Origin of the sequence: Humitalea sp. 24SJ18S-53, assembly GCF_050632385.1 — a bacterium.
In the GTDB taxonomy this organism is placed as follows: Bacteria; Pseudomonadota; Alphaproteobacteria; order Acetobacterales; family Acetobacteraceae; genus Humitalea.
On record NZ_CP192599.1, the window covers coordinates 3,100,805 to 3,124,102 of the forward strand.

At 68.3% G+C, this 23,298-nt stretch carries 23 protein-coding genes; 11 read left to right on the forward strand and 12 right to left on the reverse strand.

Going from position 1 to position 23,298, the window contains the following annotated elements; all coding sequences use genetic code 11:
* Nucleotides 1–70 precede the first annotated feature (70 nt).
* Genes greB through ACQW02_RS14745 form a run of 3 tightly spaced genes read left to right on the forward strand, consistent with a single transcriptional unit; the run spans nt 71 to nt 2,336 of the window.
* Nucleotides 71–610: a transcription elongation factor GreB gene (greB, locus tag ACQW02_RS14735; protein WP_431280666.1), complete on the forward strand. Its 540-nt coding sequence runs from the start codon at nt 71–73 to the stop codon at nt 608–610.
* Nucleotides 607–1,500, forward strand: a complete 894-nt coding sequence (locus ACQW02_RS14740; RefSeq protein WP_431280667.1) for an isocitrate lyase/PEP mutase family protein — start codon at nt 607–609, stop codon at nt 1,498–1,500. Before greB ends, ACQW02_RS14740 begins: the two co-directional genes overlap by 4 nt.
* Nucleotides 1,501–1,511: 11 nt before the next feature.
* Nucleotides 1,512–2,336, forward strand: a complete 825-nt coding sequence (locus ACQW02_RS14745) for an alpha/beta fold hydrolase (protein ID WP_431280668.1) — start codon at nt 1,512–1,514, stop codon at nt 2,334–2,336.
* On the opposite strand, the gene ACQW02_RS14750 is transcribed toward ACQW02_RS14745, so the two are convergent.
* The 5 genes from ACQW02_RS14750 to ACQW02_RS14770 are packed head-to-tail and all read right to left on the reverse strand — an operon-like array spanning nt 2,320 to nt 7,746.
* Entirely contained in the window at nt 2,320–3,291 is a 972-nt protein-coding gene (locus ACQW02_RS14750; protein WP_431280669.1) for a CobW family GTP-binding protein, read from the reverse strand. The two genes, ACQW02_RS14745 and ACQW02_RS14750, sit on opposite strands and share 17 nt — an antisense overlap.
* The gene (hydA, locus tag ACQW02_RS14755; protein WP_431280670.1) at nt 3,288–4,670 is read right to left on the reverse strand and encodes a dihydropyrimidinase; all 1,383 of its coding nucleotides are present in this window, start codon (nt 4,668–4,670) and stop codon (nt 3,288–3,290) included. The genes ACQW02_RS14750 and hydA overlap by 4 nt, the downstream gene beginning before the upstream one ends.
* Nucleotides 4,667–5,809 (reverse strand): acyl-CoA dehydrogenase family protein, encoded by a 1,143-nt coding sequence (locus tag ACQW02_RS14760; protein ID WP_431280671.1) that lies wholly within the window; start codon nt 5,807–5,809, stop codon nt 4,667–4,669. The genes hydA and ACQW02_RS14760 overlap by 4 nt, the downstream gene beginning before the upstream one ends.
* A 9-nt stretch (nt 5,810–5,818) precedes the next feature.
* Nucleotides 5,819–6,592: an enoyl-CoA hydratase-related protein gene (locus ACQW02_RS14765; RefSeq protein WP_431280672.1), complete on the reverse strand. Its 774-nt coding sequence runs from the start codon at nt 6,590–6,592 to the stop codon at nt 5,819–5,821.
* Nucleotides 6,589–7,746: an acyl-CoA dehydrogenase family protein gene (locus tag ACQW02_RS14770; protein WP_431280673.1), complete on the reverse strand. Its 1,158-nt coding sequence runs from the start codon at nt 7,744–7,746 to the stop codon at nt 6,589–6,591. Before ACQW02_RS14770 ends, ACQW02_RS14765 begins: the two co-directional genes overlap by 4 nt.
* A gap of 155 nt (nt 7,747–7,901) precedes the next feature.
* Here ACQW02_RS14770 and ACQW02_RS14775 point away from each other — a divergent pair, with 155 nt between their 5' ends.
* Genes ACQW02_RS14775 through ACQW02_RS14805 form a run of 7 tightly spaced genes read left to right on the forward strand, consistent with a single transcriptional unit; the run spans nt 7,902 to nt 15,462 of the window.
* Nucleotides 7,902–9,500 (forward strand): ABC transporter substrate-binding protein, encoded by a 1,599-nt coding sequence (locus tag ACQW02_RS14775; protein WP_431280674.1) that lies wholly within the window; start codon nt 7,902–7,904, stop codon nt 9,498–9,500.
* Nucleotides 9,501–9,526: 26 nt separating this feature from the next.
* Nucleotides 9,527–10,546 carry an ABC transporter permease gene (locus ACQW02_RS14780; RefSeq protein ID WP_431280675.1) on the forward strand — a complete coding sequence of 340 codons (1,020 nt, stop codon included), beginning with the start codon at nt 9,527–9,529 and terminating at the stop codon, nt 10,544–10,546.
* The gene (locus ACQW02_RS14785) at nt 10,539–11,384 is read left to right on the forward strand and encodes an ABC transporter permease (RefSeq protein WP_431280676.1); all 846 of its coding nucleotides are present in this window, start codon (nt 10,539–10,541) and stop codon (nt 11,382–11,384) included. The genes ACQW02_RS14780 and ACQW02_RS14785 overlap by 8 nt, the downstream gene beginning before the upstream one ends.
* Nucleotides 11,381–12,343 (forward strand): ABC transporter ATP-binding protein, encoded by a 963-nt coding sequence (locus ACQW02_RS14790; protein ID WP_431280677.1) that lies wholly within the window; start codon nt 11,381–11,383, stop codon nt 12,341–12,343. Before ACQW02_RS14785 ends, ACQW02_RS14790 begins: the two co-directional genes overlap by 4 nt.
* Complete coding sequence (locus ACQW02_RS14795; RefSeq protein WP_431280678.1) at nt 12,340–13,347, forward strand: oligopeptide/dipeptide ABC transporter ATP-binding protein; 1,008 nt, start codon at nt 12,340–12,342, stop codon at nt 13,345–13,347. Before ACQW02_RS14790 ends, ACQW02_RS14795 begins: the two co-directional genes overlap by 4 nt.
* A gap of 4 nt (nt 13,348–13,351) precedes the next feature.
* Nucleotides 13,352–15,004: a long-chain-fatty-acid--CoA ligase gene (locus tag ACQW02_RS14800; protein WP_431280679.1), complete on the forward strand. Its 1,653-nt coding sequence runs from the start codon at nt 13,352–13,354 to the stop codon at nt 15,002–15,004.
* Nucleotides 15,001–15,462 (forward strand): MaoC family dehydratase, encoded by a 462-nt coding sequence (locus ACQW02_RS14805; RefSeq protein WP_431280680.1) that lies wholly within the window; start codon nt 15,001–15,003, stop codon nt 15,460–15,462. Before ACQW02_RS14800 ends, ACQW02_RS14805 begins: the two co-directional genes overlap by 4 nt.
* Here ACQW02_RS14805 and ACQW02_RS14810 read toward each other — a convergent pair.
* Genes ACQW02_RS14810 through ACQW02_RS14835 form a run of 6 tightly spaced genes read right to left on the reverse strand, consistent with a single transcriptional unit; the run spans nt 15,447 to nt 21,782 of the window.
* The gene (locus ACQW02_RS14810) at nt 15,447–16,382 is read right to left on the reverse strand and encodes a 3-keto-5-aminohexanoate cleavage protein (RefSeq protein WP_431280681.1); all 936 of its coding nucleotides are present in this window, start codon (nt 16,380–16,382) and stop codon (nt 15,447–15,449) included. The genes ACQW02_RS14805 and ACQW02_RS14810 overlap by 16 nt on opposite strands.
* 5 nt (nt 16,383–16,387) lie before the next feature.
* Complete coding sequence (locus ACQW02_RS14815) at nt 16,388–17,170, reverse strand: SDR family oxidoreductase (RefSeq protein ID WP_431280682.1); 783 nt, start codon at nt 17,168–17,170, stop codon at nt 16,388–16,390.
* Nucleotides 17,171–17,183: 13 nt separating this feature from the next.
* On the reverse strand, nt 17,184–17,897 hold the full coding sequence (locus ACQW02_RS14820; protein WP_431280683.1) for a CoA-transferase: 714 nt from the start codon (nt 17,895–17,897) through the stop codon (nt 17,184–17,186).
* On the reverse strand, nt 17,897–18,661 hold the full coding sequence (locus ACQW02_RS14825; RefSeq protein WP_431280684.1) for a CoA transferase subunit A: 765 nt from the start codon (nt 18,659–18,661) through the stop codon (nt 17,897–17,899). The genes ACQW02_RS14820 and ACQW02_RS14825 overlap by 1 nt, the downstream gene beginning before the upstream one ends.
* Nucleotides 18,658–20,949: a molybdopterin-dependent oxidoreductase gene (locus ACQW02_RS14830; RefSeq protein ID WP_431280685.1), complete on the reverse strand. Its 2,292-nt coding sequence runs from the start codon at nt 20,947–20,949 to the stop codon at nt 18,658–18,660. Before ACQW02_RS14830 ends, ACQW02_RS14825 begins: the two co-directional genes overlap by 4 nt.
* Nucleotides 20,946–21,782, reverse strand: a complete 837-nt coding sequence (locus ACQW02_RS14835) for a MaoC/PaaZ C-terminal domain-containing protein (RefSeq protein ID WP_431280686.1) — start codon at nt 21,780–21,782, stop codon at nt 20,946–20,948. The genes ACQW02_RS14830 and ACQW02_RS14835 overlap by 4 nt, the downstream gene beginning before the upstream one ends.
* Before the next feature lie 170 nt (nt 21,783–21,952).
* Between ACQW02_RS14835 and ACQW02_RS14840 the strand changes: the two genes are divergently transcribed.
* Nucleotides 21,953–22,699 carry an IclR family transcriptional regulator gene (locus ACQW02_RS14840; protein ID WP_431280687.1) on the forward strand — a complete coding sequence of 249 codons (747 nt, stop codon included), beginning with the start codon at nt 21,953–21,955 and terminating at the stop codon, nt 22,697–22,699.
* Nucleotides 22,700–22,947: 248 nt separating this feature from the next.
* On the opposite strand, the gene mnhG is transcribed toward ACQW02_RS14840, so the two are convergent.
* A complete protein-coding gene (gene mnhG / locus ACQW02_RS14845) occupies nt 22,948–23,268 on the reverse strand; it encodes a monovalent cation/H(+) antiporter subunit G (RefSeq protein WP_431285908.1) in 321 nt (106 codons plus the stop codon).
* Between the last annotated feature and the right edge of the window lie 30 nt (nt 23,269–23,298).

Sequence of the window (23,298 nt, forward strand, 5' to 3'; positions counted from 1 at the left end):
ATAGCCCGCCCCGGCCGATACGGCGAGGGCGGGCCTTGCCGCGCCGCGCCGCCGGCGCCATCCATCGGTCATGGACGACGATGATGACGACGAAGGCCCACCGGGCCTGCCACCGGGCACGCCATTCTACATGACGCCAAAGGGGGCGGCTGCCCTGCAGGACGAACTGCGCCGGTTGTGGGACGAGGAACGGCCGAAGGTGACGGAAATCGTCTCCTGGGCCGCCGCCCAGGGCGACCGCAGCGAGAACGCCGACTACCAATACGGCAAGCGCCGCCTGCGTGAGATCGACCGGCGCGTGCGGTTTCTGCGCCGGCGCCTGGACCGCGTGCAGGTGGTCGACCCCGCGGCCCAGACCCGCCGCGACCGGGTGTATTTCGGCGCCACCGTGACCTGGGCCCGCGCCGATGACACGGAGGCGAGTGCCACCATCGTCGGCGTGGATGAGGCCGATCCGGCCAAGGGCCGCATTTCCTGGGTCTCGCCGATCGGGCGGGCGTTGCTGGGCAAGCAACCGGGCGACACAATCCGCCTGCGAACCCCGGCGGGGCTGGAGGAGATCGAGTTGGTCGCGATCCGCTACCTCGACGACGACGGAGATCGTTCATGACCGCATCGCCTGCCGCCCGCTTGCGCGCCCACCTGGCCGGGCGCGAGGCCCTGGTGGTCCCCGGCGTCTGGGACGCCATGTCCGCGCGCCTCGCCGAACAGGCCGGCTTCGGTGCGAGTTTCATGAGCGGCTATGCCGTCAGCGCGACGCGGATTGGCGAGCCGGATGCGGGGCTGATCTCCTATGGCGAGATGATTTCGGCCGGGCGCGACCTTTGCGCCGCGACCGCGCTGCCGGTGATCGGCGACGCCGATACGGGGTTCGGCAACCCGATGAACGTCCGCCGCACCGTGGCCGGCTACCACGCCGCGGGCTTCGCCGCCGTGATGGTCGAGGATCAGGTTTTCCCAAAGCGCTGCGGCTATGCCCAGGGTGTCGAGGTCGTCGCGCGCGACGTGGCGCTGACCCGGCTGCGCGCGGCGCTGGACGAGCGGGACGCGATCCGCGCCCGCGGCGGCGACGTGCTGGTGATCGGCCGGACCGATAGCCGCGCCGCCGCCGACCTGGATGAAGCCCTGTGGCGCTGCGCCGCCTTTGCCGGGCTGGGCGCCGATATCGTCTATTTCGAAGGCCCCACGGATGTCAGCGAGATGGAGGCGCTGCACCGCGTGGTGACCGGCGTGCCGACCATGCTGGCGCAGGTCGAAAAGCCCGGCCGCCCCTGGCTGAACGCCGCCCAGGCCGGGGCCATCGGCTATGGCATCCTACTGTGCGGGGTCAGCCTGCTGAACGCGACCATGCGGGCGCAGTCCGAAGCCTTGGCGGCCTTGCGCGGCGGCGGGCGGATTCCGCCGGAGCTGCTGCTGCCCTTCGACGCCCTCTATGCCGGCGTCGGCTTCGAGCGATACTACGCCGCCGAGGCGCGCTACGCGACGCCATCGGCCGAATAGAGGAACTCCGGATGACCGATGCGACCGCCCTGCCCCGTCAACGCGGCTTCCTGGATCGCCCCGATTGCCGGCTCTATTGGGAGTGCATGGGCTCCGGCCCCGCCATCGTCTTCGCCCATGGGCTTGGCGGGAACCATCTGTCCTGGTGGCAGCAGGTCGCGCATTTCGCACCGCACTATACCTGCGTCACCTTCAGCCACCGCGGCTTCGCGCCGTCGACCGCCCCGGCCGGCGGGCCGGATCCGGCGGCCTATGCCGGCGACTTGGCGGCCCTGGTGGCGCATCTGGACCTGACCGACGTGCGCATCGTGGGCCAGTCGATGGGCGGGTGGACGGCGCTGGATACGGCTTTCGCCAAGCCCGCCTGGCTGCGTGCCATCGTGATGGCGGCGACATCCGGCACCATCGACCCGCGGCAGGCCGGTGGCGACATGGCTGGCTGGACCCAGGGCGCATCGGACGCGCGACGGGCGGCGCTTGGGGCCGGCGTGCATCCGGCGATCGGGCTGCGGGCGGCGCGGGAACAGCCGGCGCTGCACCAGCTTTACCGGGCGATCGACGAATTGAGCACCGGGCTGGACAAGGAAGCCGTGCGCGCGCGGCTGGGTGCGTCACGCACCCGCCCCTTGTCGGACCTGGCGGCCGTGTCGGTGCCCGTGCTTTGGCTGACGGGGGAGGAAGACGGGACCTACCCGTCCTTCGCCGTGCCTGCGATGGCGGCCGCGACACCGCGCGGGACGCATATCCAGTTCGAGGCGACCGGCCATTCGGCGTATTTCGAGCGCGCGGCGGCGTTCAACAAGATCGTTGGGGATTTCTTCAGCGAACTTGATTGACGTCGCGCAGGCCGAAACCGGCGAGCGCCGTGGCAAGCGCCGCGGGGGGCTCGCCCTCGGTGATCGCCACGACGCGGCCACCGCCCGGGGCCGGCACGGCGCGGCGCATGGCGTCATGCACCACCATCATCGCGCCCTGCAGCACCAGATGGCCGGAGCCGTCCAGCGGCACGAAGCCCTTGAGGCGCAAAAGCGAAGGCCCGGCCACGGCGCGCAGGGATGCGAGCAGTTGCGGCACCTCCGCCTCGGTGATCCCGCGTGTGGCGGTGAAGATGGTGGTGCGGAAGCGCGCGGTGTGGTCGTCGTGGCCGTGGTCATGGTCACAGCCTGGACCATGCGCGTGCGCGCCCGGCTGAAGGACGAGCAGGTCCGCCACGTCGATCTTGCCCAGCAGCACGCGCCGCAGCGGGACGCCGGGGTTCAGGCCATGCAGCAGCGATTCCAGCGCGGCGGCGTCGGCCGCGGGCACGAGGTCGGACTTGGTCAGCACAAGCAGATCCGCCGCCGCGACCTGGCTCGCGGCCTCCGGCTGGCGGGCCAGGGTGGCGCGCCCGGCCACCGCATCCACCGTGGTGACGACACCGGCGAGATGGTAGCGATCCGTCACCGCTTGCTGGGACAGCAGGAAGCCGATCAGCGGCGCGGGGTCGGCGACGCCGGAGGTTTCCACCACCACGCGATCGAAGGCGCGGAGGCGCCCTGCCTCTCGCTGCGCCGCCACGTCCAGCAGCGTGTCCACCAGATTGCCGCGGATGGTGCAGCAGAGGCAGCCGTTCGCGAGCAGGATGGTGTCGTCGCTCGATGCCTCCAGCAGGTCGTGGTCGATGCCGACCTCGCCGAATTCGTTCACCACGACCAGCGTGCCCGCCATGCCGGGCTGCGCCAGCAGATGCGCGACAAGCGTCGTCTTGCCACTGCCGAGAAAGCCCGTGACGAGCGTGACCGGTATCGTCACGGCGCGATGCGCGCCTGCCGCGCGATGAACTTGCCCTGCCCCGGCCGGCCGAGCCAGACGCCATCGCGCACCGCGATCTCCCCATGCCGGATCGTCAGGACGGGCCAGCCGGTCAGCTCCATGCCGGCGTAGGGGTTGTAGCCGATCGGGCCGTAGTGGCTTTCGGCCGTCATGGTGCGGCGCGCCACAGGATCGATCACCACCAGGTCGGCGTCGGCACCAAGCGCGATCGCGCCCTTGCGCGACGCAAGCCCAAAAGTCTCGGCTGGGCCGCTGCTCCAGGCGCGCAGGAATTGCGGCACGGTCAGGCGCCGGGCCTCGACCCCCAGCGTCCAGAGCAAGGGCAGCCGCGCCTCCACACCCGGCACGCCATTGGCGATGCGGTCGAAGCTTTCGGCGCCCAGCGCCTTGGCCTCCGCGCTGTAGGAGGCGTCGTCGGAGGTCACGGCGCAGAGGCTGCCGAGGGCCAGCCCGTCCCACATGCGCGCCTGGTGCGCGGCGTCGCGCAGCGGCGGCGACATGACGAACAGATGTCCGTCGGGGCGGTCCATCACCTCGGCGGTCAGCGCCAGGTAATGCGTGCAGGTTTCGGCGGTGGCCGCCTGGCCGCGCGACTGGGCGGCCTCGATCAAACCCAGGGCGGGGCCGGAGTTGAGGTGGAAGATGTGCAGCGGGCAGCCGGCATCCTCGGCCAGCAGCAGGCCGCGCGAGACGGCCTCGGTCTCCGCCAGGGCGGGACGCGACAGCGCATGGAAGCGCGGCGCGGTCTCGCCGGCCGCGAGGTGCCTGGCGATGGCGTGGTCGATCAGCGAGGCGTTTTCGGCATGCAGCCCCATCGTGCCGCCCGCGGCGCCAAGGGCGCGCATCAACGCGTGCAGCGGGCCGTCATCGACCTTGAGCTGTTCCTTTTCGTAGACCGTATAGACCTTGAAGGACGACGCACCGGCGGCGACCACCGCGGGCACCTCGGCCAGGGTCGCGGGGTTCACGTCGGTCGCGATCAGGTGCAGCCCATAGTCGCAGGCGACGTGCCGGTCCGCCTGGACACGACGATGCTTCAGCCCATCCATCAGGCTGCGCCCGCGGCGTTGCAGGGCGAAGTCGATGACCGTGGTATTGCCGCCGCGCAGCGCCGCGACCGTGCCATTGCCAAAATCATAGACGCTGCGCTGGCCCATGAAGCCGATCAGGAAATGCACATGCGGATCGACGCCGCCGGGCAGGACGATCTTGCCGTGCAACTCCTCAACCTGCCGCCCCCGGCCGGTGCCGGGATCGACGATATCCAGGATCTTGCCGTCGGCGATGAGGATGTCGCCCTCGAACACACCCGCCGGTGTCGCCGCCGAGGCATGGGCGAGGACGAGGTCGGCGATCATCGCAGCATTTCGCGCGAGATGACGATGCGCAGGATTTCCGAAGTGCCGCCACCGATTTCCGCGAGCTTGCTGTCGCGGAAATGGCGCTGCATGTCGTATTCCATCAGGTAGCCCCAGCCGCCCATCAGCCGCATGCCGTCCAGTGCCGCGCGCACATAGGTCTCGGACGAATACAGGTTGGCGATGGCGCTCTGCTTGTTGTTGGGGATGTGCCGGTCCACCAGCGCCGCGCTGCGGTAGAGCAGCAACCGCGCCGCATCGATCTCCATCTCCATGTCGGCGAGCTTGGCGCGCACAAGCTGGAACTGGGAGATCGCCTGGCCGAACTGGTGGCGTTCCTTGGTATAGGCCAGTGCCTTGTCCAGGCAGGATTGCGCCGCGCCGACATTGACCGCGGACAGGCAACAGCGCTCGTAGTCCAGCGTCTTGAGCACATTGCGCCAGCCCTGGTTCACCGCCCCGATCACGCGATCGGCGGGGATGCGCACATCGGTCAGGAAGATCTCGTTGAGGTCCATCGGCTTCAGGCCGAGTTTCTTCAACTGCCGGATTTCGACACCCGGCGTCTTCGGGTCGAGCAGGAACATCGTGATGCCATCATGCTTCGGCGCATTCGTGTCGGTGCGCGCCATCAGCAGGATGTAGTCGGCGACCTGCGCGCAGGAGCAGAACATTTTCTGGCCATTGATGACCCACTCGTCGCCCTCACGCACCGCCTTGGTGCGAAGCGATGCGGCATCGGACCCGGAATTCGGCTCGGACAGCGAAAAGGCGAAGCGGATTTCCCCGCGTGCCAGCTTCGGCAGAAGCGTCTTCTTCTGGTCCTCGGTGCCGAAATGGGTCAGGGCGTCGGCGGCAATGACGACGCTGGTGTAGTAGATATTCGCACCGGCCTCGAAATGCGCCGCGAATTCCTCGAGGAATATGGCGAGGTCGGTGCAGCTTCCGCCGGTGCCGCCGTATTCCTCGGGGATCGGAATGCCGAGCCAGCCCTGTGCCGCGAGTTTTTCGTAGAGTTCGGTCGGAAAACGCTCGGCCTCGTCGCATGCCCGCACGTATTCGATCGGGCATTCGCGAATGAGGAAGGCGCGCAGCGCGTCGCGCATGGCCTGCTGGGCGGGGGATGGGTCGAAATCCATGGTGAACTCCTAGCGTCCGGTCCAGCGCGGGGGGCGCTTTTCGGCGAAGGCGCGCGGGCCCTCGAAAAAATCCTCGGATTCACGCATGCGGCGATGCGCCGGCAGGCCGGCGCTGAAGGCGGCAAAGGCCTCCGCATCGGGCGTGCATTCGACGCTGCGCGCCACTTCCAGCAGCGCCTCCACGGCCAGGGGCGCGGCGGCGGCGACCTGCATCGCCATGTCGCGCGCCACCGCCATCACCTGGTCGCGCGCCACGATGCGATTGACGAAGCCAAGCCGCAGCCCCTCCTCCGCCGTCAGGCGGCGGCCGGTCAAGAGCAACTCATGCGCGATGGAAACCGGCAGGCGACGATAGACCCGCCAGAGGCCCCCCGCTTCCGGCAGGAAGCCACGCTGCACCTCCGGCAAGCCGAATTCGGCATGCGTCGCGCAGACCACCATATGGGCGTGCAGCGCGAATTCGAACCCGCCGCCGACCGCAAGCCCGTTCACCGCCGCGATGACCGGCTTGGTGAACTGCCGCTTGAGACCCATGAAGCCGTTCGGACCGAAATCCTCGCCACGGTCGCCCGCGGCCACCGCCTTCAGATCCCAGCCGGCCGAGAAGATTTTTTCGCCCGTCGCGGTGACGATGCCGCAGCGCAGCGATGGCGTGTCGCAGAGGTGGGCGAAGGCCGCGTCCAAGTCCCGGCTGGCCTTCTGGTCGAAGGCATGCGCGGGCGGGTGGTCGAAGGTGATCTCCAGGAGCGGCCCGTTCTCCGTGACGCGGATGCGGGATGTCACGAGCGGAACTCCCGCAGCACATCCTTCGATATGATGTCGCGATGGATTTCCGAGGTACCTTCCCAGATGCGTTCCACCCGCGCATCGCGCCAGAATCGCTCCAGCGGCAGGTCCTTCGTCACCCCCATGCCGCCCAGGATCTGCAAGGCATTGTCGGTGACCCGGCCGACCATCTCCGAGCCGTAGAGGTTCACCTGCGAGGCCTCGCGCTGGGTGATCGTGCCGGCATCCATCTTCGCCGCCGCATCCGCGACCATCAGTTTGGTCGCGTGGATTTCCATGGCCATGTCGGCCAGCTTGAAGCCCGTGCCCTGGAACTGGCCGATCGGCTTGCCGAAGGCGACGCGCGTATTCGCCCATTGCGCCGCCATGCCCATGGCGCGCTCGGCCAGCCCCACGCAATTCGCCGCCAGCATCACGCGGCCCGAGAAGATCCAGGCCTTTGCAATGGCGAAGCCGCCCCCCTCCTCGCCCAGGATGTTGCGCTTCGGCACGCGCACATCATCGAAGCTGATGATGCAGGACTTCATGCCGCGGTTCGACAGCACGTCGAGCGGCGTGACCGCGATGCCGGGGGTCGCCTTGTCGACCAGGAAGGCGGTGATGCGTTTCTGCGGGCCCTTCGGTGTCTCATCCACGCCAGTGACGGCGAAGAGGATGATGAAGTCGGCCCGCATTGCCATCGTAATGAACTGCTTGGTGCCATTCACCACATAGTCATCGCCATCCACCACCGCCTTGGTGGTGATCGCCCGTGCGTCGGATCCCGCGCCAGGCTCGGTCAGCGCGAAACATTCCCAACGCTCACCGCGGATGGTGGGGCGGAGGTAGGTGTCCACCTGATCGCCCACACAGGCCTTCAGGATCGGCGCCGGCCGGTTGCAGATGATGCCGAGCGCCCGGCTGGTGCGGCCGAACTCGATCTCCGCCACCGCCCGCTCCCGGGCGTTCAACCCGCCGCCGCCGTGCTCCTCCGGCATGTTCAGCGCATAGAAGCCTCCGGCGATGGCCTTCTGCTGGATCTCCCGGAACAGGTCCTCCGGCACGGCATCCAGACGTTCGACCAACGCTTCGTGCGGCGCCAGTTCGGCCTCTACAAAGGCACGGATGCCCTCGGCGAGCAGTTTCAGATCATCCTCGGCGGGCCGGTCCATGGTGTTGCACCCTCGATCCGCCGCAAGCTGGGACAGACCCCTTGTTTCAAATCTAAAAACACCGTTTTATTCTTTGGGTGTCCGTTGGCGATGTCAACGGCGCGACGTCACCAGCCCGGCAAGCGCGCGCGGGCACGACCTTGAAGGGGTGTGTGATGCGTCGTCGTGATTTCGGGGCCGCTGCGGCCTCCTTCGCCGCGGCCGGCTTGATGCCGATGCGGTTTGCCGAGGCACAGACGCGGGCCGAAAGCCTGCGTGTCCTGAGCCAGGCGGGGCCCAATTCCTTCGACCCGATCGGTGTCGGTATCAACCGCAACGCGATCCAGGTGCATTGGAACACCTATGATCGCCTGGTGCGCTTCGGCACCACGCGCCAGGCCGATGGCACGCTCTACTACGATTACTACGACATCGAGGGCGAACTGGCCGAAAGCTTCGAGGTCGAGGACGGCGGGAAGGTCATCACCTTCAAGCTGCGCGATGACGCCACCTTCCATGATGGCTCGCCGGTGACGGCCGAGGATGTGAAGTGGTCGCTGGACCGCGTCGTCGCCAGCCCGATCGGCCGGTCGCAGTTCTCGACGGGTTCGATGACGAGCCCGGACCAGTTCGTCGTGGTGGATGCGAGGACGATCCGGGTCACGACGCCGCAGGCGGACCGTTTCACGCTGCCGAACCTCGCGGCGGCCTATCCGGTGATCTACAATTCGAAGGTCGTGCGCAGCCACGCGACGGCGGCGGACCCCTGGGCGCATGAATGGCTGCGCACCAATGTGGCCGGCAGCGGCCCGTTCCGCCTCGATAACCACGTGCCGGGGCAAAGCGTGACGCTGTCGCGCTTCGACAATTGGAAGACCGGCATGTTGCCCGGCTTCCGCCGCGTGCTGTGGCAGGTGGTGCCGAATGCGCAGACCCGGCGCACCTCGCTCGAACGCGGCGATGCGGACATCGTGCAGGACCTGCCGCCGCAGGACGTGGTCTCGCTGGAGCAGGCCGGGCGCGTGCGCGTGGTGGGCGTGCCGATGGCCGGTGCGTTCCAGTTCATCGGCATGAACAGCTCGCTGCCGCCTTTCGACAATGTGAAGGTGCGGCAGGCGATTGCCTATGCCCTGCCCTACCAGCAGATGTTCGACGCGGCACTGTTCCGCCGTGGGCGGCCGCTGTTCGGCGGCGAACCGGGCTCACCGCAGAGCATCGAGTTCCCGCAACCGCTCGGCTACAGCACGGACCCCGCGAAGGCGCGTGCGCTGCTGGCGGAAGCGGGCCTGCCGAACGGATTCGAGACGACCTTCTCCTTCGAACTGTCGCTTGCGCCGGTGGCGGAACCGCTGTCGTTGCTGGTGCAGGAAGCCCTTGGCCGCGTCGGCATCCGCGTGACCATCAACAAGGTGCCTGGCGGCCAGTTGGGCACCTTGCTGGAGCGCAAGGAAGTGCCCTTCTTCTTCGAGGGTTCCGCCGCCTACCTGAACGATCCGGACTACTTCTTCCGCATCTTCTACCATGGCCCGACGCGCTGGAATTTCGGCACCTTCCGCAATCCGGAATTCGCCGGCCTGGTGGACAAGACCCGCTACGAGACCGACCGCGAGGTCTACGAACGCGATATCCGGCGGATGATCACACTGGCGAAGGAGGAGGTGCCGATCATCCTGCTCTGGCAGCCGTCGCTGGATACCGGCATGGCGCGAAATATCGACGGCTACAAATACCTGTTCCACCGACAGCTTGAGCTTCGCACACTGCGGCGGATCTAGCGCGCGGGCGGCGCACGGATGAGGCGATGACCTTTCTGTTTCGCCGCCTCGTCGGTGTCGTGCCGACACTGTTCGGCGTCGTGTTGGTGACCTTCCTGCTGACGCGGCTGCTGCCTGGCGACCCGGCGGTGTTCTTCGCCAGCAGCCCGACCGCCGATGCGGCGATGATCCAGGCGGTGCGCGAATCGCTCGGCCTGGACCAGCCGCTGTGGCGGCAGTTCTTCATCTACCTCGCCGGTCTGGCGCGCGGCGAACTGGGGCTGTCGATCGGCACCGGGCAGCCCGTCCTGACGGATATCGCGCAGCGCCTGCCGGCGTCCGCGGAGTTGACCATCGCCGCCTTCCTGATCGCGGTCGTGGTGGCGATTCCGCTTGGCATCGCCGCCGCATTGAAACCGCGCAGCCTGGTCGACCATGCCTGCCGGCTGATCAGCACGACGGGCGTGTCCTTGCCCACCTTCGTGACCGGCCTGCTGCTGATCTACGTCTTCTACTACCAGCTTGGCGTGTCGCCCGAGCCGATCGGGCGGCTTGATCCTTTCGCGATCCCGCCGCCGACCATCACGGGGTTCCTGTTGATCGACACGCTGCTTGCCGGCGATGTGGAGGGCTTTCGCTCGGCCTTCGGGCAGCTTGTTTTGCCGGCGGTCACGATGGCGATCTTCGCACTGGCGCCACTGGCGCGCATGACGCGCGCGGCGATGCTCGGCGCGCTGGGCAGCGAGTTCATCCGCACGGCGCGCGCCAATGGGCTGCGCCGTCGCACCATCATCGTGAGCTATGCGTTGCGCAATGCGTTGCTGCCGATCGTGACGACGCTCGGGATGGTATTCTCCTACATGCTCGGCGCGAATGTGCTGGTGGAGCGGGTTTTTGCCTGGCCAGGCGTCGGCTCCTATGCGCTGGATTCCCTGCTGTCGCTGGACTACGCACCGGTGCAGGGCTTCATGCTGGTGATGGCCTTCATCTTCGTGCTGGTGAATCTTCTGGTGGACATCGCCTATGCGCTGATCGACCCACGCACAGGCCTGCTCGACGATGCGTGAACGCTGGTTGCTGCTGCGCTACACACTTGCCGAGAACCCGGTCACCTTGGTCGCCCTGCTGATGTTGGCGCTGCTGCTCGGTACCGCCGCCTTCGGGCCGATGCTGGTGCCCTTCGACCCGTTGATGACGAACACCGACGTCGCGTTGCAGCCGCCCTCGGCCACATATTGGTTTGGCACGGACCAGCTCGGACGGGACATTTTCTCCCGCGTCGTCGTGGCCACCCGGTTGGATTTGCTGATCGCCTTCTCGGCCGTCGCGCTGTCCTTCGGGATCGGCGCCGTGATCGGTGCGGTGATCGGCTATTTCGGTGGGGGGCTGGACCGCTCCGTGAGCCGTGGCGTCGATGTGCTGATGGCCTTCCCGCTCTTCGCCTTGGCGATGGGCGTGGTGGCGGCACTGGGCAATTCGGTGTCCTCCATCGTCTATGCCACCGCCGTCATCAACCTGCCCTTCTACATCCGCCTTGCGCGTGCGGAGGTCAGTGTCCGGCGCAATCTCGGATTCATCGAAGCGGCGCGTATCGGCGGGTCCGGCCACGCGCGCATTCTTCGCGTGTTCCTCTTGCCCAACGTGATGCCGCCGCTGGTGGTGCAGGCATCGCTCAACCTCGGCTGGGCGGTGCTGAATGCGGCGGGGCTTTCCTTCATCGGCCTTGGCGTCCGGGCGCCGACGCCCGAATGGGGCATCATGGTGGCCGAGGGCGCGCAGTTCATCGTTTCCGGCAAATGGTGGCTGGCGGCCTTCCCCGGCCTGGCCCTGATGCTGGCGGTGTTCTGCTTCAACCTGCTCGGCGACGGCTTGCGTGACGTCGTCGATCCGCGGAGCCGCACGTGAGCCTTCTGTCGGTGCAGGATCTTTCAGTGGAGTTCCGCACGCGCTCCGGCACCGTGAATGCGCTGGAGGACGTGAGTTTCGACATCGCGCCAGGCGAGATGCTTGGCATCGTCGGCGAAAGCGGGTCCGGCAAGTCCGTCACCGCCTATACGCTCCTGGGCTTGCTCGATGCCGCCGCGCGCGTGACCTCGGGCCGTGCGATGTTCGAGGGGCAGGACCTGCTGCAACTGTCCCAAGGTGCGTTGAACGAGTTGCGCGGGCGCCAGATATCCATCGTCTTCCAGAATCCGCGCACCGCGTTGAATCCGATCCGGTCCGCCGGCCAGCAGATCGCCGATGTCCTCGCGCGCCACGACCCGGCGCCCGCCGCCATCATTCGCGCCCGCATGCTGGCAGCGCTGCGCCAGGTGCGTATCCCCGATCCCGAGCGCCGAAGCCGCGCCTACCCGTTCGAACTATCGGGCGGCATGTGCCAGCGCATCGGCATCGCCATGGCGCTGGCCTGCGCCCCGAGGTTGCTGGTGGCCGATGAGCCGACCACGGGGCTGGATGTCACCACCCAGGCCGTGATCATGGAGTTGTTCCGCGATGCCGTGCGCAGCCGCGGCGTCGCCGCGATCCTCATCACGCATGACCTCGCCCTCGCGTCCGAATACTGCGACCGCATCGTGGTGATGCATGCAGGGCATGTGGTGGAGGATGCGCCGGTCGGCACCTTGTTTGCGCGTCCTGCGCATCCATACACGGCGAAGTTGCTGGCCTCCGTGCCCTCGGCGGTCGATAGCATCGATGCCTTGACGCCCATCGAAGGCGCGCTGCCCGATCTGCGACGCGCCGACCTCCCCTTCTGCCGCTTCGCCGAGCGGTGCGAGCGCCGCGCACCAGTATGCGACAGTGCGCCGCTGCGTCTGGAGGCGCTTGATGCGGCGCATCGCGTCGCTTGCCGGCTGCCGCTATGACCCCGGTCCTGGAACTCACCGGATTGCGCAAGGTCTATCCGATGCCGCGACCGCGCGGTGGGGCGCGGCAATTGTTCCGGCGACCGCCGCCGGCACTGCTGATGGCGGTGGATGGCGTGGATCTGCGCATCATGCCCGGCGAGGCGGTCGGGCTTGTCGGCGAATCCGGCTGCGGAAAGTCCACCCTCGCACGGCTCGCGAGCCGCCTGGTGGAGGTCGACGGTGGCGAGATCTGGCTGGACGGGGTGGCGGTTCACGGCATCTCCGCCGCCCGCTTCGCGACGCTGCCGGCGCGACGCGCCGTGCAGATGGTGTTCCAGGACCCGACGGAGAGCCTCAACCCGCGCTTCTCTGTGTTCGAGGCCATCGCCGACCCGCTGAGCCAACTGCAACCGGAACTCGATGCCGCGGCCATTCGCGCGCGTGTGCTGGAGGCCGCCGCCGAGGTCGGCCTGCCGCCGGACCTGTTTCCGCGCTATCCGCACCAGCTCTCCGGCGGCCAGAAGGCGCGCGTCGGCATCGCCCGGGCCATGGCGCCGAAGCCGCAGCTCCTGGTGCTGGATGAACCGACCTCCGCGCTCGATGTCTCGGTGCAGGCGGTGGTGCTGAAACTGCTGATGGCGCTGCGGCGCCGCGCGGGCGTGGCGCTGCTGTTCGTCAGCCACGACCTGAATGTCGTGCGCCTGCTCTGTGACCGGATCGCCGTGATGTACATGGGCAAGATCGTCGAGACGGGGCCGGCCGAACAGGTGTTTCGCGCGCCGACACATCCCTATACCGCCGCATTGCTCTCCGCGATTCCCCGCCTGCCCGGGGTGCCGCGGCCACCTGCGCAGCGCCTGGAGGGCGAGCCGCGCAGCCCCGTGGACCCGGACCCCAACGCCTGCCGGCTGCAAGGCCGCTGTCCGCGTGAACAAGCCCGTTGCGCGATCGAGGCGCCGGCGTTGCGCGACGTTGCCGTGGGGCAGAAGGCACGATGCCACTTCCCTCTCGACCCCGCCTGACGGCATGGCCACGGCCCCACCCTTCTGGCCCGCTGGCCTGCCCCTGGTAGTGAAGGGGCTGCCGCCCACGCTGAACGCCACGCTGCGCCATTCCGCGAAGCGGAGGCCCGGGCATGTCGCGCTCGCCTTCTACGGGGCCGAGATCACCTACGCGACGCTGCTGTCGCGTGTCGAAGCCCTGGCGGGCTTCCTGCAACATCGCTGCGGCGTGGCGCAGGGCGACCGGGTGCTGCTCGACATGCAGAACTCGCCGCACTTCGTGATTGCCTACCACGCCATCCTGCGCGCCGGTGCGGTGGTGGTCCCGGTGAGTCCGATGAGCCTGCCGGAGGAGATCGCGTATTTCGCCGCCGATAGCGGCGCGCGCGTGGCACTTTTGGGTGCCGAGCTGTTCGATCGCTTCGCGCCGCTGCTCGGCACAGGGCTGCGGTATCTGATCCTCGCCACCTATGGCGATGAGGTGCCGGACCCCGCGCCATTCCGCCTGCCGCAGGTGGTGGCGGCGCGTGCGCACCCCATGCCGCCAAAGGGCTGCTTCACCTGGCAAGCGGCGATCGCCGAGGGGCTGGTGCCCCGCCCCGACGTGACGACATCCGGCGACCTTTGCGTCATGCCCTATACCTCGGGCACCACCGGGCGCTCCAAGGCCTGCATGCACAGCCATGCGGGCACGGTGTTCACCGCCTTCGCCCAGGCTGCCTGGTATGGCTTCGACGATGCCAGCGTCGTGAGTGGCTTCATGCCGCTGTTCCATGTCGCTGGGATGCAGGTGTCGATGAACGGGGGTATCGCCGCCGGCATCACCATCGTGCTGATGGCGCGGTGGGACCCCGGACTGATCGTGCCGCTGTTCCTGCGCTACGGCGTGACGCTCTGGAGTGCCGCGCCGACGATGGTGGTGGATGTCCTCGGCGCGTCCGATTTTGATCCGCGCGCCTTTGCCCGGCTGCGCACGCTGACGGGCGGTGGCGCCAGCATGCCGGCGGCGGTGGCGGAGGAACTTGAACGCCGCTGGGGCCTGCGCTTCGTCGAAGGCTATGGCCTGTCCGAGACCATCGCTGCCACGCATCTCAACCCGCCGGATCGGCCGAAGCCGCAATGCCTCGGCATTCCCATCCAGCAGACGGAATCACGCATCATCGATCCCGACACGCTGGCCGAGTTGCCCGTGGGTGAGACCGGCGAAATCATCATCGCCGGGCCGCAGATCATGCGCGGATACTGGCAGCGGCCCGAAGCCGATGCGGAGGTGTTCCTCCACCGCGACGGCAAGCGCTTCCTGCGCACCGGCGACCTCGGCTATCGCGATGCGGAGGGCTACTGGTTCATCGTCGATCGGCTGAAGCGCATGGTCAACGTCAGCGGCAACAAGGTCTGGCCAGCGGAGTTGGAGGCGACGCTCTATCGCCACCCGGCGATTCAGGAATGCTGCGTCATCGCCGTGCCGGATGCGCGAAGTGGCGAAGCGGTGAAGGCATTGATCGTGCGGCGCGCGGGCATGGCCCTGACAGCCGACGACCTGCGCGACTGGGCGCGCGGGCTGATGGCGGCGTACAAGGTGCCCAAGCATGTCGCCTTCGTGGATGCCCTGCCGCGTTCCGGCACCAGCAAGATCGACTGGCGACGGCTGCAGGACGCGGAACGGATGAAAGCATGATCGAGCAGATCTGGTTCGAGGATTTTTGCCCCGGCACGGTGCTGCGCAGCGCATCACGCGCGATCACGCTCGACGACATCGATCGCTATGCCGCGCTCACCGGGGAAGCCCACCCCGTCCACATGGATGCGGATTTCGCCCGCGCCGCGGGGTTTCGCGGTCGCATCGCGCATGGCTTGTTCGGGCTCGCCCTGATCGAAGGGCTGAAGGCGCAGCTTGGCTGCTTCGAGCGCAGCGTCGTCGCGTCCCTCGGCTGGGACAAGGTGAAGTTCCTGGCGCCGCTGGAACCTGGTGACCTCGTGCACCTTGAGCTCACGCTCGTGGACAAGCGGCCGAGTTCCAAGCCGGGCCGCGGCATCGCCACGGAACATGGTGCGCTGGTGAAGCAGGACGGTACCGTGGTCACCAGCGGCGACCACGTCATCGTCCTGCTGAACCGTCCTCAGAACCCGACCTGATCGCCGCCCTTCAGGCCCAGCATCTCCCGCGCTTCATCGGGCGTCGCGACTTGCAGGGACAGGCGCTCGATGATCTCGCGGATCATGCGGACCTGCTCGGCGTTGGAGGTGGCGAGTTTGCCTTTCCCGGCGTAGAGGCTGTCCTCCATGCCGACGCGGACATTGCCGCCCATGGTCGCCGCCATCGTCGCCATATTGATCTGATGACGGCCGCCTGCGAGCACGGACCAGCGGTAATTGTCGCCGAACAGCTTGTCCGCGGTCTTCTTCATGAAGACCAGGTTCTCGGGATCGGCGCCGATACCGCCCAGCGTGCCGACGATGAGCTGCACGAACATCGGCAGCTTCACCAGCCCGCGATCGACCATATGCGCCAGGTTGTACAGGTGGCCGACGTCGTAGCACTCGAACTCGAAGCGCGTGCCGTTCGAACCAAGCCGGTCCAGGATGGTCTCGATATCGGCAAAGGTGTTGCGGAAGATCGCGCCGCGACTGGCCTCCAGATACTCCTCCTCCCAGTCGTGCTTCCATTTTCCCTGGTACTTGGGGATCATCGTGTAGGTGCCGAAGTTCATCGACCCCATGTTGCAGGAACACAGCTCCGGCCTGGCGGCATCGGGCGCATGCAGGCGGTCCTCGATCGACATGAAGGTGCTGCCGCCGGTGGTCATGTTCAGCACCGCGGGCGTGCGCTGCTTCAGGCTGCGCAGGATATGCATCCAGATATCGAGGTCACCGGTCGGCCGGCTGGTCGCGGCGTCGCGCGCATGCAGGTGCAGGATCGCAGCGCCGGCCTCGGCCGCATCCGCCGCCTGTTCGATGATCGCGGATGGCGTGACCGGCAGGTAGGGCGACATGGTGGGCGTGTGCGTGGCGCCCGTGATGGCGCAGGTGATGATGACTTTGCCTTCGTGTGCCATGTCGATCACTCCGTGTATTCAAGGCCGCCGCAGATGCTCAGCACCTGGCCGGTGATGGCGCGCCCGGTGGGGGCCGCGAGGAACATCACCAGCCCGGCGATCTCCTCCGGGTCCACCATCGTCTTCAGCGAAACGGCGCGCAGCGCGATGGCGGCCATTTCGTCGTAGGTGATGCCCTTGGTCTTGGCGCGGTCGGTGAAGACCCGCTGGATGCGTTCGCCGCTGACCACGCCAGGGGCGATGGCATTCACGCGAATCTTGTAGGGACCGAGTTCGACGGACAGGCCGCGCGCGAAGGAAATCACCGCGGCTTTGGATGCCGCGTAGGGCGAGCGCAACGGGAAGGCATACTTGCCGGCGACCGAGGCCATGCAGATGATCGCCCCCTCCCCCGCTTGCTTGAGATGCGGGATGGCGGCGCGGGCCACGAAGAACTGGCCGTTCACGTTCACCGCCATGGTGCGCGCCCAATCCTCGGTCGAAATCTCCTCGACCGGCGCCGCGGGACCGGCGATGCCGGCGTTGTTGACCAGGATGTCGAGCCCGCCGATCGCCGTGGTCGCGGCGGCGACGAAGGCATCGACCTGGGCCGCGTCCGCGACGTCACAGCGCATGGCGCCCAGGCCCGGCAGCGCCGCGGTGGCGGCCGCGATGCGCTCCTCCACCACGTCGCAGATCCAGACCTTCGCGCCGGCGGCATGAAAGGCTTCGGCGATGGCGAAGCCGATCCCGGCGGCGCCGGCGGTGACGATCACGCGTTTGCCCGTGAAGGGCGACGTCTCGGTCATGGGGTGTCCTGCCTCATATGTCGAATTCCTCGGCGAAACGGGGATAGGCTTCCGCGACCTCGTCACGCACCACGTCGCGGATCTCGGCGCGCAAGGCCGCGTCGGGCGTGGGGGAGAAGGGGACGGGATCGGGGCAGGCATAGGCGAAGCCGGTGGCGGCGCGGACACCCTCCGCGGTCTGGCCAGGATGGATGCTGCGCAGCGCGAAGCGACGTTCGTCCCGGCGCCAGTCGAACAGGCAACGCCCGGTCACCAGCGCCTGCGGGCCGCCGGGGCGATACACCTCCGGCGGGCTCCATCCCGGCGCGCTGATGTAATCCACTTTTGGAACCAGCGCCCGCGCATCATGCTCTGGCCGGAACAGGATGACGCGCGGCACCATCATGTAGAGGTAGGGGGAGCCGAAGCTGCCGGCGAAGCGCACCTTGGGGCGGGCATAATCGCCGATGCTCAACAGGTTGATATTCGCCTCGCCGTCGATCTGCGCGCCGGAGAGGAAGAAGACGTCGATGCGCCCCTGCGCCGCGCTGTCGAACAATTCCTTCGCGCCATCGGTGTAGCGGCTGTTGCGGCGCGACCCGAGGATGGTCACCCGCATCCGCCCGCCGGACCGCTTGCGCGCCAGCATGGCCGCCGCGGTCGGGATGGGCGATAGCGCGCCGGTCGCGACGTGCTTCGCATCGCCGATCAGGTCGGCGATCAGGCTGATCAGCAGCGCCGCATCCATCACAATGGCGCCCCGGCCGCATAGCGCGCCATGGCGTCGCCATCTGTCGCGTATTCCTCATCCAGGCCGAGCGGCCAGGCGCCTTGCGGCGCCACGGCCAGGGCGCCGACATAGAGCGAGGGCAGCGTGCCGGCGACCATCTCCTCACGATCGAAGAAGCAGGTGTCGAGCACGCGTTCCACTGTCACCAGCGCGGTGCGCGCGGCATGCGCCATCACCATCACCTCGCGTCGTCGCCCGAACCAGACATTGCCCTCCCGATCGGCCGCGGCCGCGTGGAACAGCGCAACATCGGGGCGCAGCGCGGGCAGCAGCACGATCGGGTCCGGCGCTTTGGCAAAGGGATTCTGGGTCACTTTCCAATCGTCGCGATGGCGCAGCACGTCGCTGCCGATCAGGCCGCGCAGCGGAATGAAGGGCAGGCCCTTTTCCGCGGCGTTCAGCGCGGCGTGGATGGCGGGACAGGTGCTGTCCTTCATGCGGATCGCGCCCGTCTTGACCGCCGCGGCGAAGGCGGGTGCCGCGCCGTATTCGCCGAGCGTCACGGCGGCGGCTTCCATGGTCGCGACGCAGCCGGCCGCGATCAGCATGTCCGCCTGAATACCGGAGGAAGGGCTGGCCAGCAGATGCAGCGTCCGCACGCCGCGCGCCACCAGCGCGCGTGTCGCGGCCATCGCCACGCCAGCATAGTCGGGCGGGATCACCACCATCGCGCCATCCGGAATGCGCGCCGCCAGGGCCGCGACCGATTCCACGGGGATCACGCGCGCATCTCCGGCGGATCAAAGGCCCGCACCGGCGGGGGCACGCCGTCGAAGCGCTCGACTTCCACCAACGTGGTATGCGCGCTCGGCCCCTGGGCAAGGCCGGAGGTGCCTTTGTCGAGCGTCAGCACATTCGGATTGCCGTGGCGGTCGAGTCCGCCCGGCGCCTCGGGGTCGTACCAGGCGCCCGTTGGCAGTTGCACGCAGCCAGGCGCCAGGCTGTCGGTCAGCACCACCCCCGCAAGGCAGGCACCACGGTCGTTGAACACACGCACGACCACGCCCGCTTCGATGCCACGCGCGGCGGCATCGGCCGGGTACATCCAGATCGCCTCACGCCCCGCCACCTTCGCGGCACGGCTGGCGCTACCGTTGTCGTACTGGCTATGCAACCGCATGCGCGGCTGGTTCGAGATGAGGTGCAGCGGATGCCGCACGGCCTCCCCGCCGCCGAGCCATTCCGCCGGGGGTATCCACACGGCGTGGCCCGGGCAATCGGGCAGGTCGAAGCCGGCGATGGTATCGGAGAACAACTCGATGCGGCCGGAGGGTGTCGCGAGCTTCGCCGCGACAGGATCGGCGCGGAAATCCTGCAGCAGGTTGCGTCGCACCGTCGGGGGCGGAAGCCGGATATGGCCCGCCGCCCAAAAGGCCTCGAACTCCGGCAGGTTCAGCCCATGCGCCGCGGCACGCTGCCGTGCCTCGGCATACATGCGCCGCAGCCAGCCCATCTCATCCAGGCCATCGGTGAAGGCCTGTTCGAACCCCAATTCCGTGGCGATGCCGGTCAGGATGGCGTGGTCGCTGCGCGCCTCGCCGACCGGTTCGACCAATTGGCGCATGGCGAACAGATGCGCCTCGTCGCCCGCGATGCCGATGTCGTTGCGCTCGGCGGGCGTGGTGCAAGGCAGGATGATATCGGCGTGGCGGGCGAGCGGGTTCCACCAGGGTTCCTGCACCACCACCGTCTCCGGCCGCCGCCAGGCCTCGACCAGGCGGTTGAGGTCCGACTGGTGATGGAACGGGTTGCCGCCAGCCCACCAGACGAGCCGAATATCGGGATACCGATACGTCCCGCCGTCATACGTAAAGGGGTCGCCGGGGTGCAGCAGCATGTCGGCCAGCCGCGCCACGGGGATAAAGTCGGCGACCTTGTTCTCCCCCTGCGGCAGCGCCGGCCAGGTGATGCCGTGGGACGCGGTGCCGATGCGGTTGCTGCCGCCATAGCCGAAGCCGATGCCACCGCCCGGCAGCCCGATCTGCCCCAGCATCGCGGCCAGCGTGATCGCGGCCCAGAGCGGCTGCTCGCCATGGTCGGCGCGTTGCAGCGACCATGCCACGGCGATCATGCAACGCGTGCCCACCATGCGGCGCGCGAGGTCGCGGATCCCTGGCGCCGGGATGCCGCAGATCGCCGCCGCCCAATCCGCGTGCTTCGGCTGGCCATCCGCCTCACCCAGCAGGTAGGCGCGGACGCGGGCAAAGCCTGTGCAGCAGCGCGCGAGAAAAACCTCGTCGTGCAGCCCCTCGACCAGCAAGGTGTGGCACAGCGCCAGCATCAGCGCGGTGTCGGTGTTCGGCCGCACCGCCAGCCATTCGGCGCCAAGGTCCGGCGGTGCGTCGCCGCGGATCGGGCTGATGTTCACGAACTCCACGCCCGCATCGCGGCACCGCAGCAGGTCCTCGCGCACCGTGTGATGGCCGACGCCGCCGGCGGCGACCTGGGTGTTCTTCATCGGCATGCCGCCGAACATCACCACCAGCTTCGCGTGGGCCGCGATCTCCGGCCAGGGCGTATGCGCGCGCACCAGCCCGTCCTGGCTGCCGATCACACGCGGCAACAGCACCTCGGCCGCCGCGTAGCTATGCGTGTTGACCGAGCGCGTGTAGCCGCCGGCGCAGTTCAGGAAGCGATGCAATTGGCTCTGCGCGTGGTGGAAGCGCCCGGCACTGGCCCAGCCGTAGGAACCGCCGAAAATCGCCCGGTTGCCATGGGTGGCGATGACACGACGCAACTCACCGGCCACCAGCGCATTCGCCTGCGCCCAGCCGACCGGCACAAAGGCGTCTTGCCCCCGTCGGCCCCGGCTGGCCGGTCCTTCGGCGAGCCAGCCTGCACGGACCATCGGCTGGCGGATCCGCAGCGCATCGTCCAACGCGCCCGCCACCGAATGGCCGATCGGCGAAGGGGCCGGATCCCCCGGCAGCGGCGCCAGTGCGGTCAGGCGCCCCGCCTCGACCCGCGCATGGTAGGCGCCCCAATGGGTCAGCAGGATGGACGGGTTCATCCCAGCAGCCCCACCCGCCCATTGTCGAGCACGATCGCCCCGCGCTGCGCGGCCTCGGCACGAAACACCACGCCCTCGGCGTCGCGCCAGAAGCTGAAGCGCAGCGTCTCGCCAGGGTAGAGCGGCCCGGCGAAGCGCGCCGCCAGGCGCGTCAGCCGACCCGGATCGCGGTCGCAGAAACGGCGCAGCGCCTCGGCGCAGGCGATGCCGAAGGTGCAGGCGCCGTGCAGGATCGGCGCGGCAAAGCCGGCCGCCTTCGCCACCTCGGGGTCGACATGCAGCGGGTTGCGGTCGCCAAGCAGGCGGAACAGCAGCGCCTGGTTGGCGACGGTGGCGACCATGGCGGTGTCGCCCGGCGCGCCGGCGGGAATTGCCACGGCTTCGGGCGCCGTTCCGACATCGCCACCGAAGCCGCCGGCGCCACGCACGAACATGGTGGAGAGCACGGTGCAGGCAGCCGCGCCGCCCTGGCTCAACACCGTCTCCTGATGCACCAGGCCGCCGCGCCCCTCACCCTTGTCACCGAGCCCGGTGATGCGGGTCACCGCCTCGGCCACGCCCTGTGCGGCCAATGGGCGATGGAAGCGCAGGTCGAGCGCGCCATGCACCACCTGGCGCAGGTCGATGCCGGCATCCGCCAGCCAGGAATCGTCGAAGGCGAGCATGGTCGCCAGGCTCGGCACCACACGCAGGTCGCGTTCGTAGAGAAAGGGCAGGTCCTGCGCGGCGCCCAGGCCCACAGCCAGGGCGTAGTGCATCACCTCACGATCGGTGTAGGGGATCTCGCGGCGCGGGATCGCCAGGGCCGCAAGGCGCGCAGGGTCGAGCTTCATGCAAGGGGGCCGCCTGACGTTCGCGGCAAGCTTGCTGCCGCCTTGGACAATTTGCAACGCTGTGCCCATACTTGAAACATCACGCGGGTCTCCGGGGGTCCGGCGCCAATCCCCGCCCTGCGCAAGGGATGGCCCCCGGCCCGCCAGCCGCAGCCATTTCAGGAGGTCCTGTGTCGGTTACCGTCGAGAAGGCACTGCAATTGATCGAGGCGATGTCGCGCAGCGGCGCACCGATCGGCATCAGCCAGCTCGGACGCGACCTGGCACTCAACAAGAGCACCGTCTATCGCCTGGTCGATACGCTGGTCCGCCATGGCTATGCCGAGCAGGATCCGGAGACGGGGCGCTACGGCCTGACGGTGAAGCTTTGGGAGATGGGCAACGGCGCGATACGCGGCATGGGGCTGCGCCAACGTGCCCGGCCGCTGTTGGAACGCGAAGCCGCCCGCACGGGGGAAGCGACGCTGCTTGGCATCGTGCAGGGGCGGGAGGCGCTGATCATCGACAAGGCGGACTCGCTCCATCCGTTGCAGATCGTCTCGCCCCTCGGGTCACGCGTGTCGCTGACCAGTTCCTCGCTCGGGCGTGCGCTGCTGGCCTTTCAGCCGGCGCCGATGATCGAAGCACTGATGCAGGGCTTCGTGCCGCCGACGCCGCATGGGATCCAGACCCCGGCGCAATTGGCCGAGGCGCTTGCCCAGGTGCGGGCGGATGGCGTGGCGCGCTCGGTCGATGAATGGCAGGTCGGCGTCGCCGGTGTCGCGGCGCCGGTGCGCGATGCGCATGGCCTGGCGGTCGGCGCGTTCTGCATCACCGGCCCGTCCAGCCGCATCGGCGGCGACCGGATGCTGGAACTGGCGCGGCACTGCCGGGACGCGGCCGCGGAGGTCTCCGCACTGCTCGGCCACCGCGGCTGAGGGCTGATTTGCCGGGTGTGCCCGGTGGGCCTCGAACCCACGACCCCATGATGGAAAGTCCTGGCGCTGGTGGTGTACCCGGCCACGATGGCCTGGGCGTAGTCCCACATGCCGCATGGCGCCGATCCGCAAAGCGGCAAGCGATTTCCGGCCAGGACTGTGACCCCAGGGAGGGCCGGCGACACTATCCCCAGATGATGCCCTGAACCGCCCCTGCCTTGGTCACGCGCGCAACGACCCTGCCGCCATCAGCCCAGATGGTCATCCGCCGACCTTGGTATCTCCTCATTTTTTTCCAGCCGATCCCGGTGCAGCGCCGCCCTGGCGACGAGCATCAACGTGACCGGCGTCGTCAGCAGCAGCAAGATCGCAATCGCGATCTCATGGATCACCAACCGTGACTGCAGCACCGAAAAGAAGATCATCGACGCAAGAATGATGCAGCCCATCCCGCAGGACACGCCCAGGGTCGGCGCATGCAGGCGTTCGTAGAAGCTGCGAAACCGCAGCAGGCCGATCGACCCGAGCAGCGTGACAGCAGCGCCCGCCACCACCAGCAGCGCGACCATGATCGCCACGGGCAAGGGAAGTTCGACGGC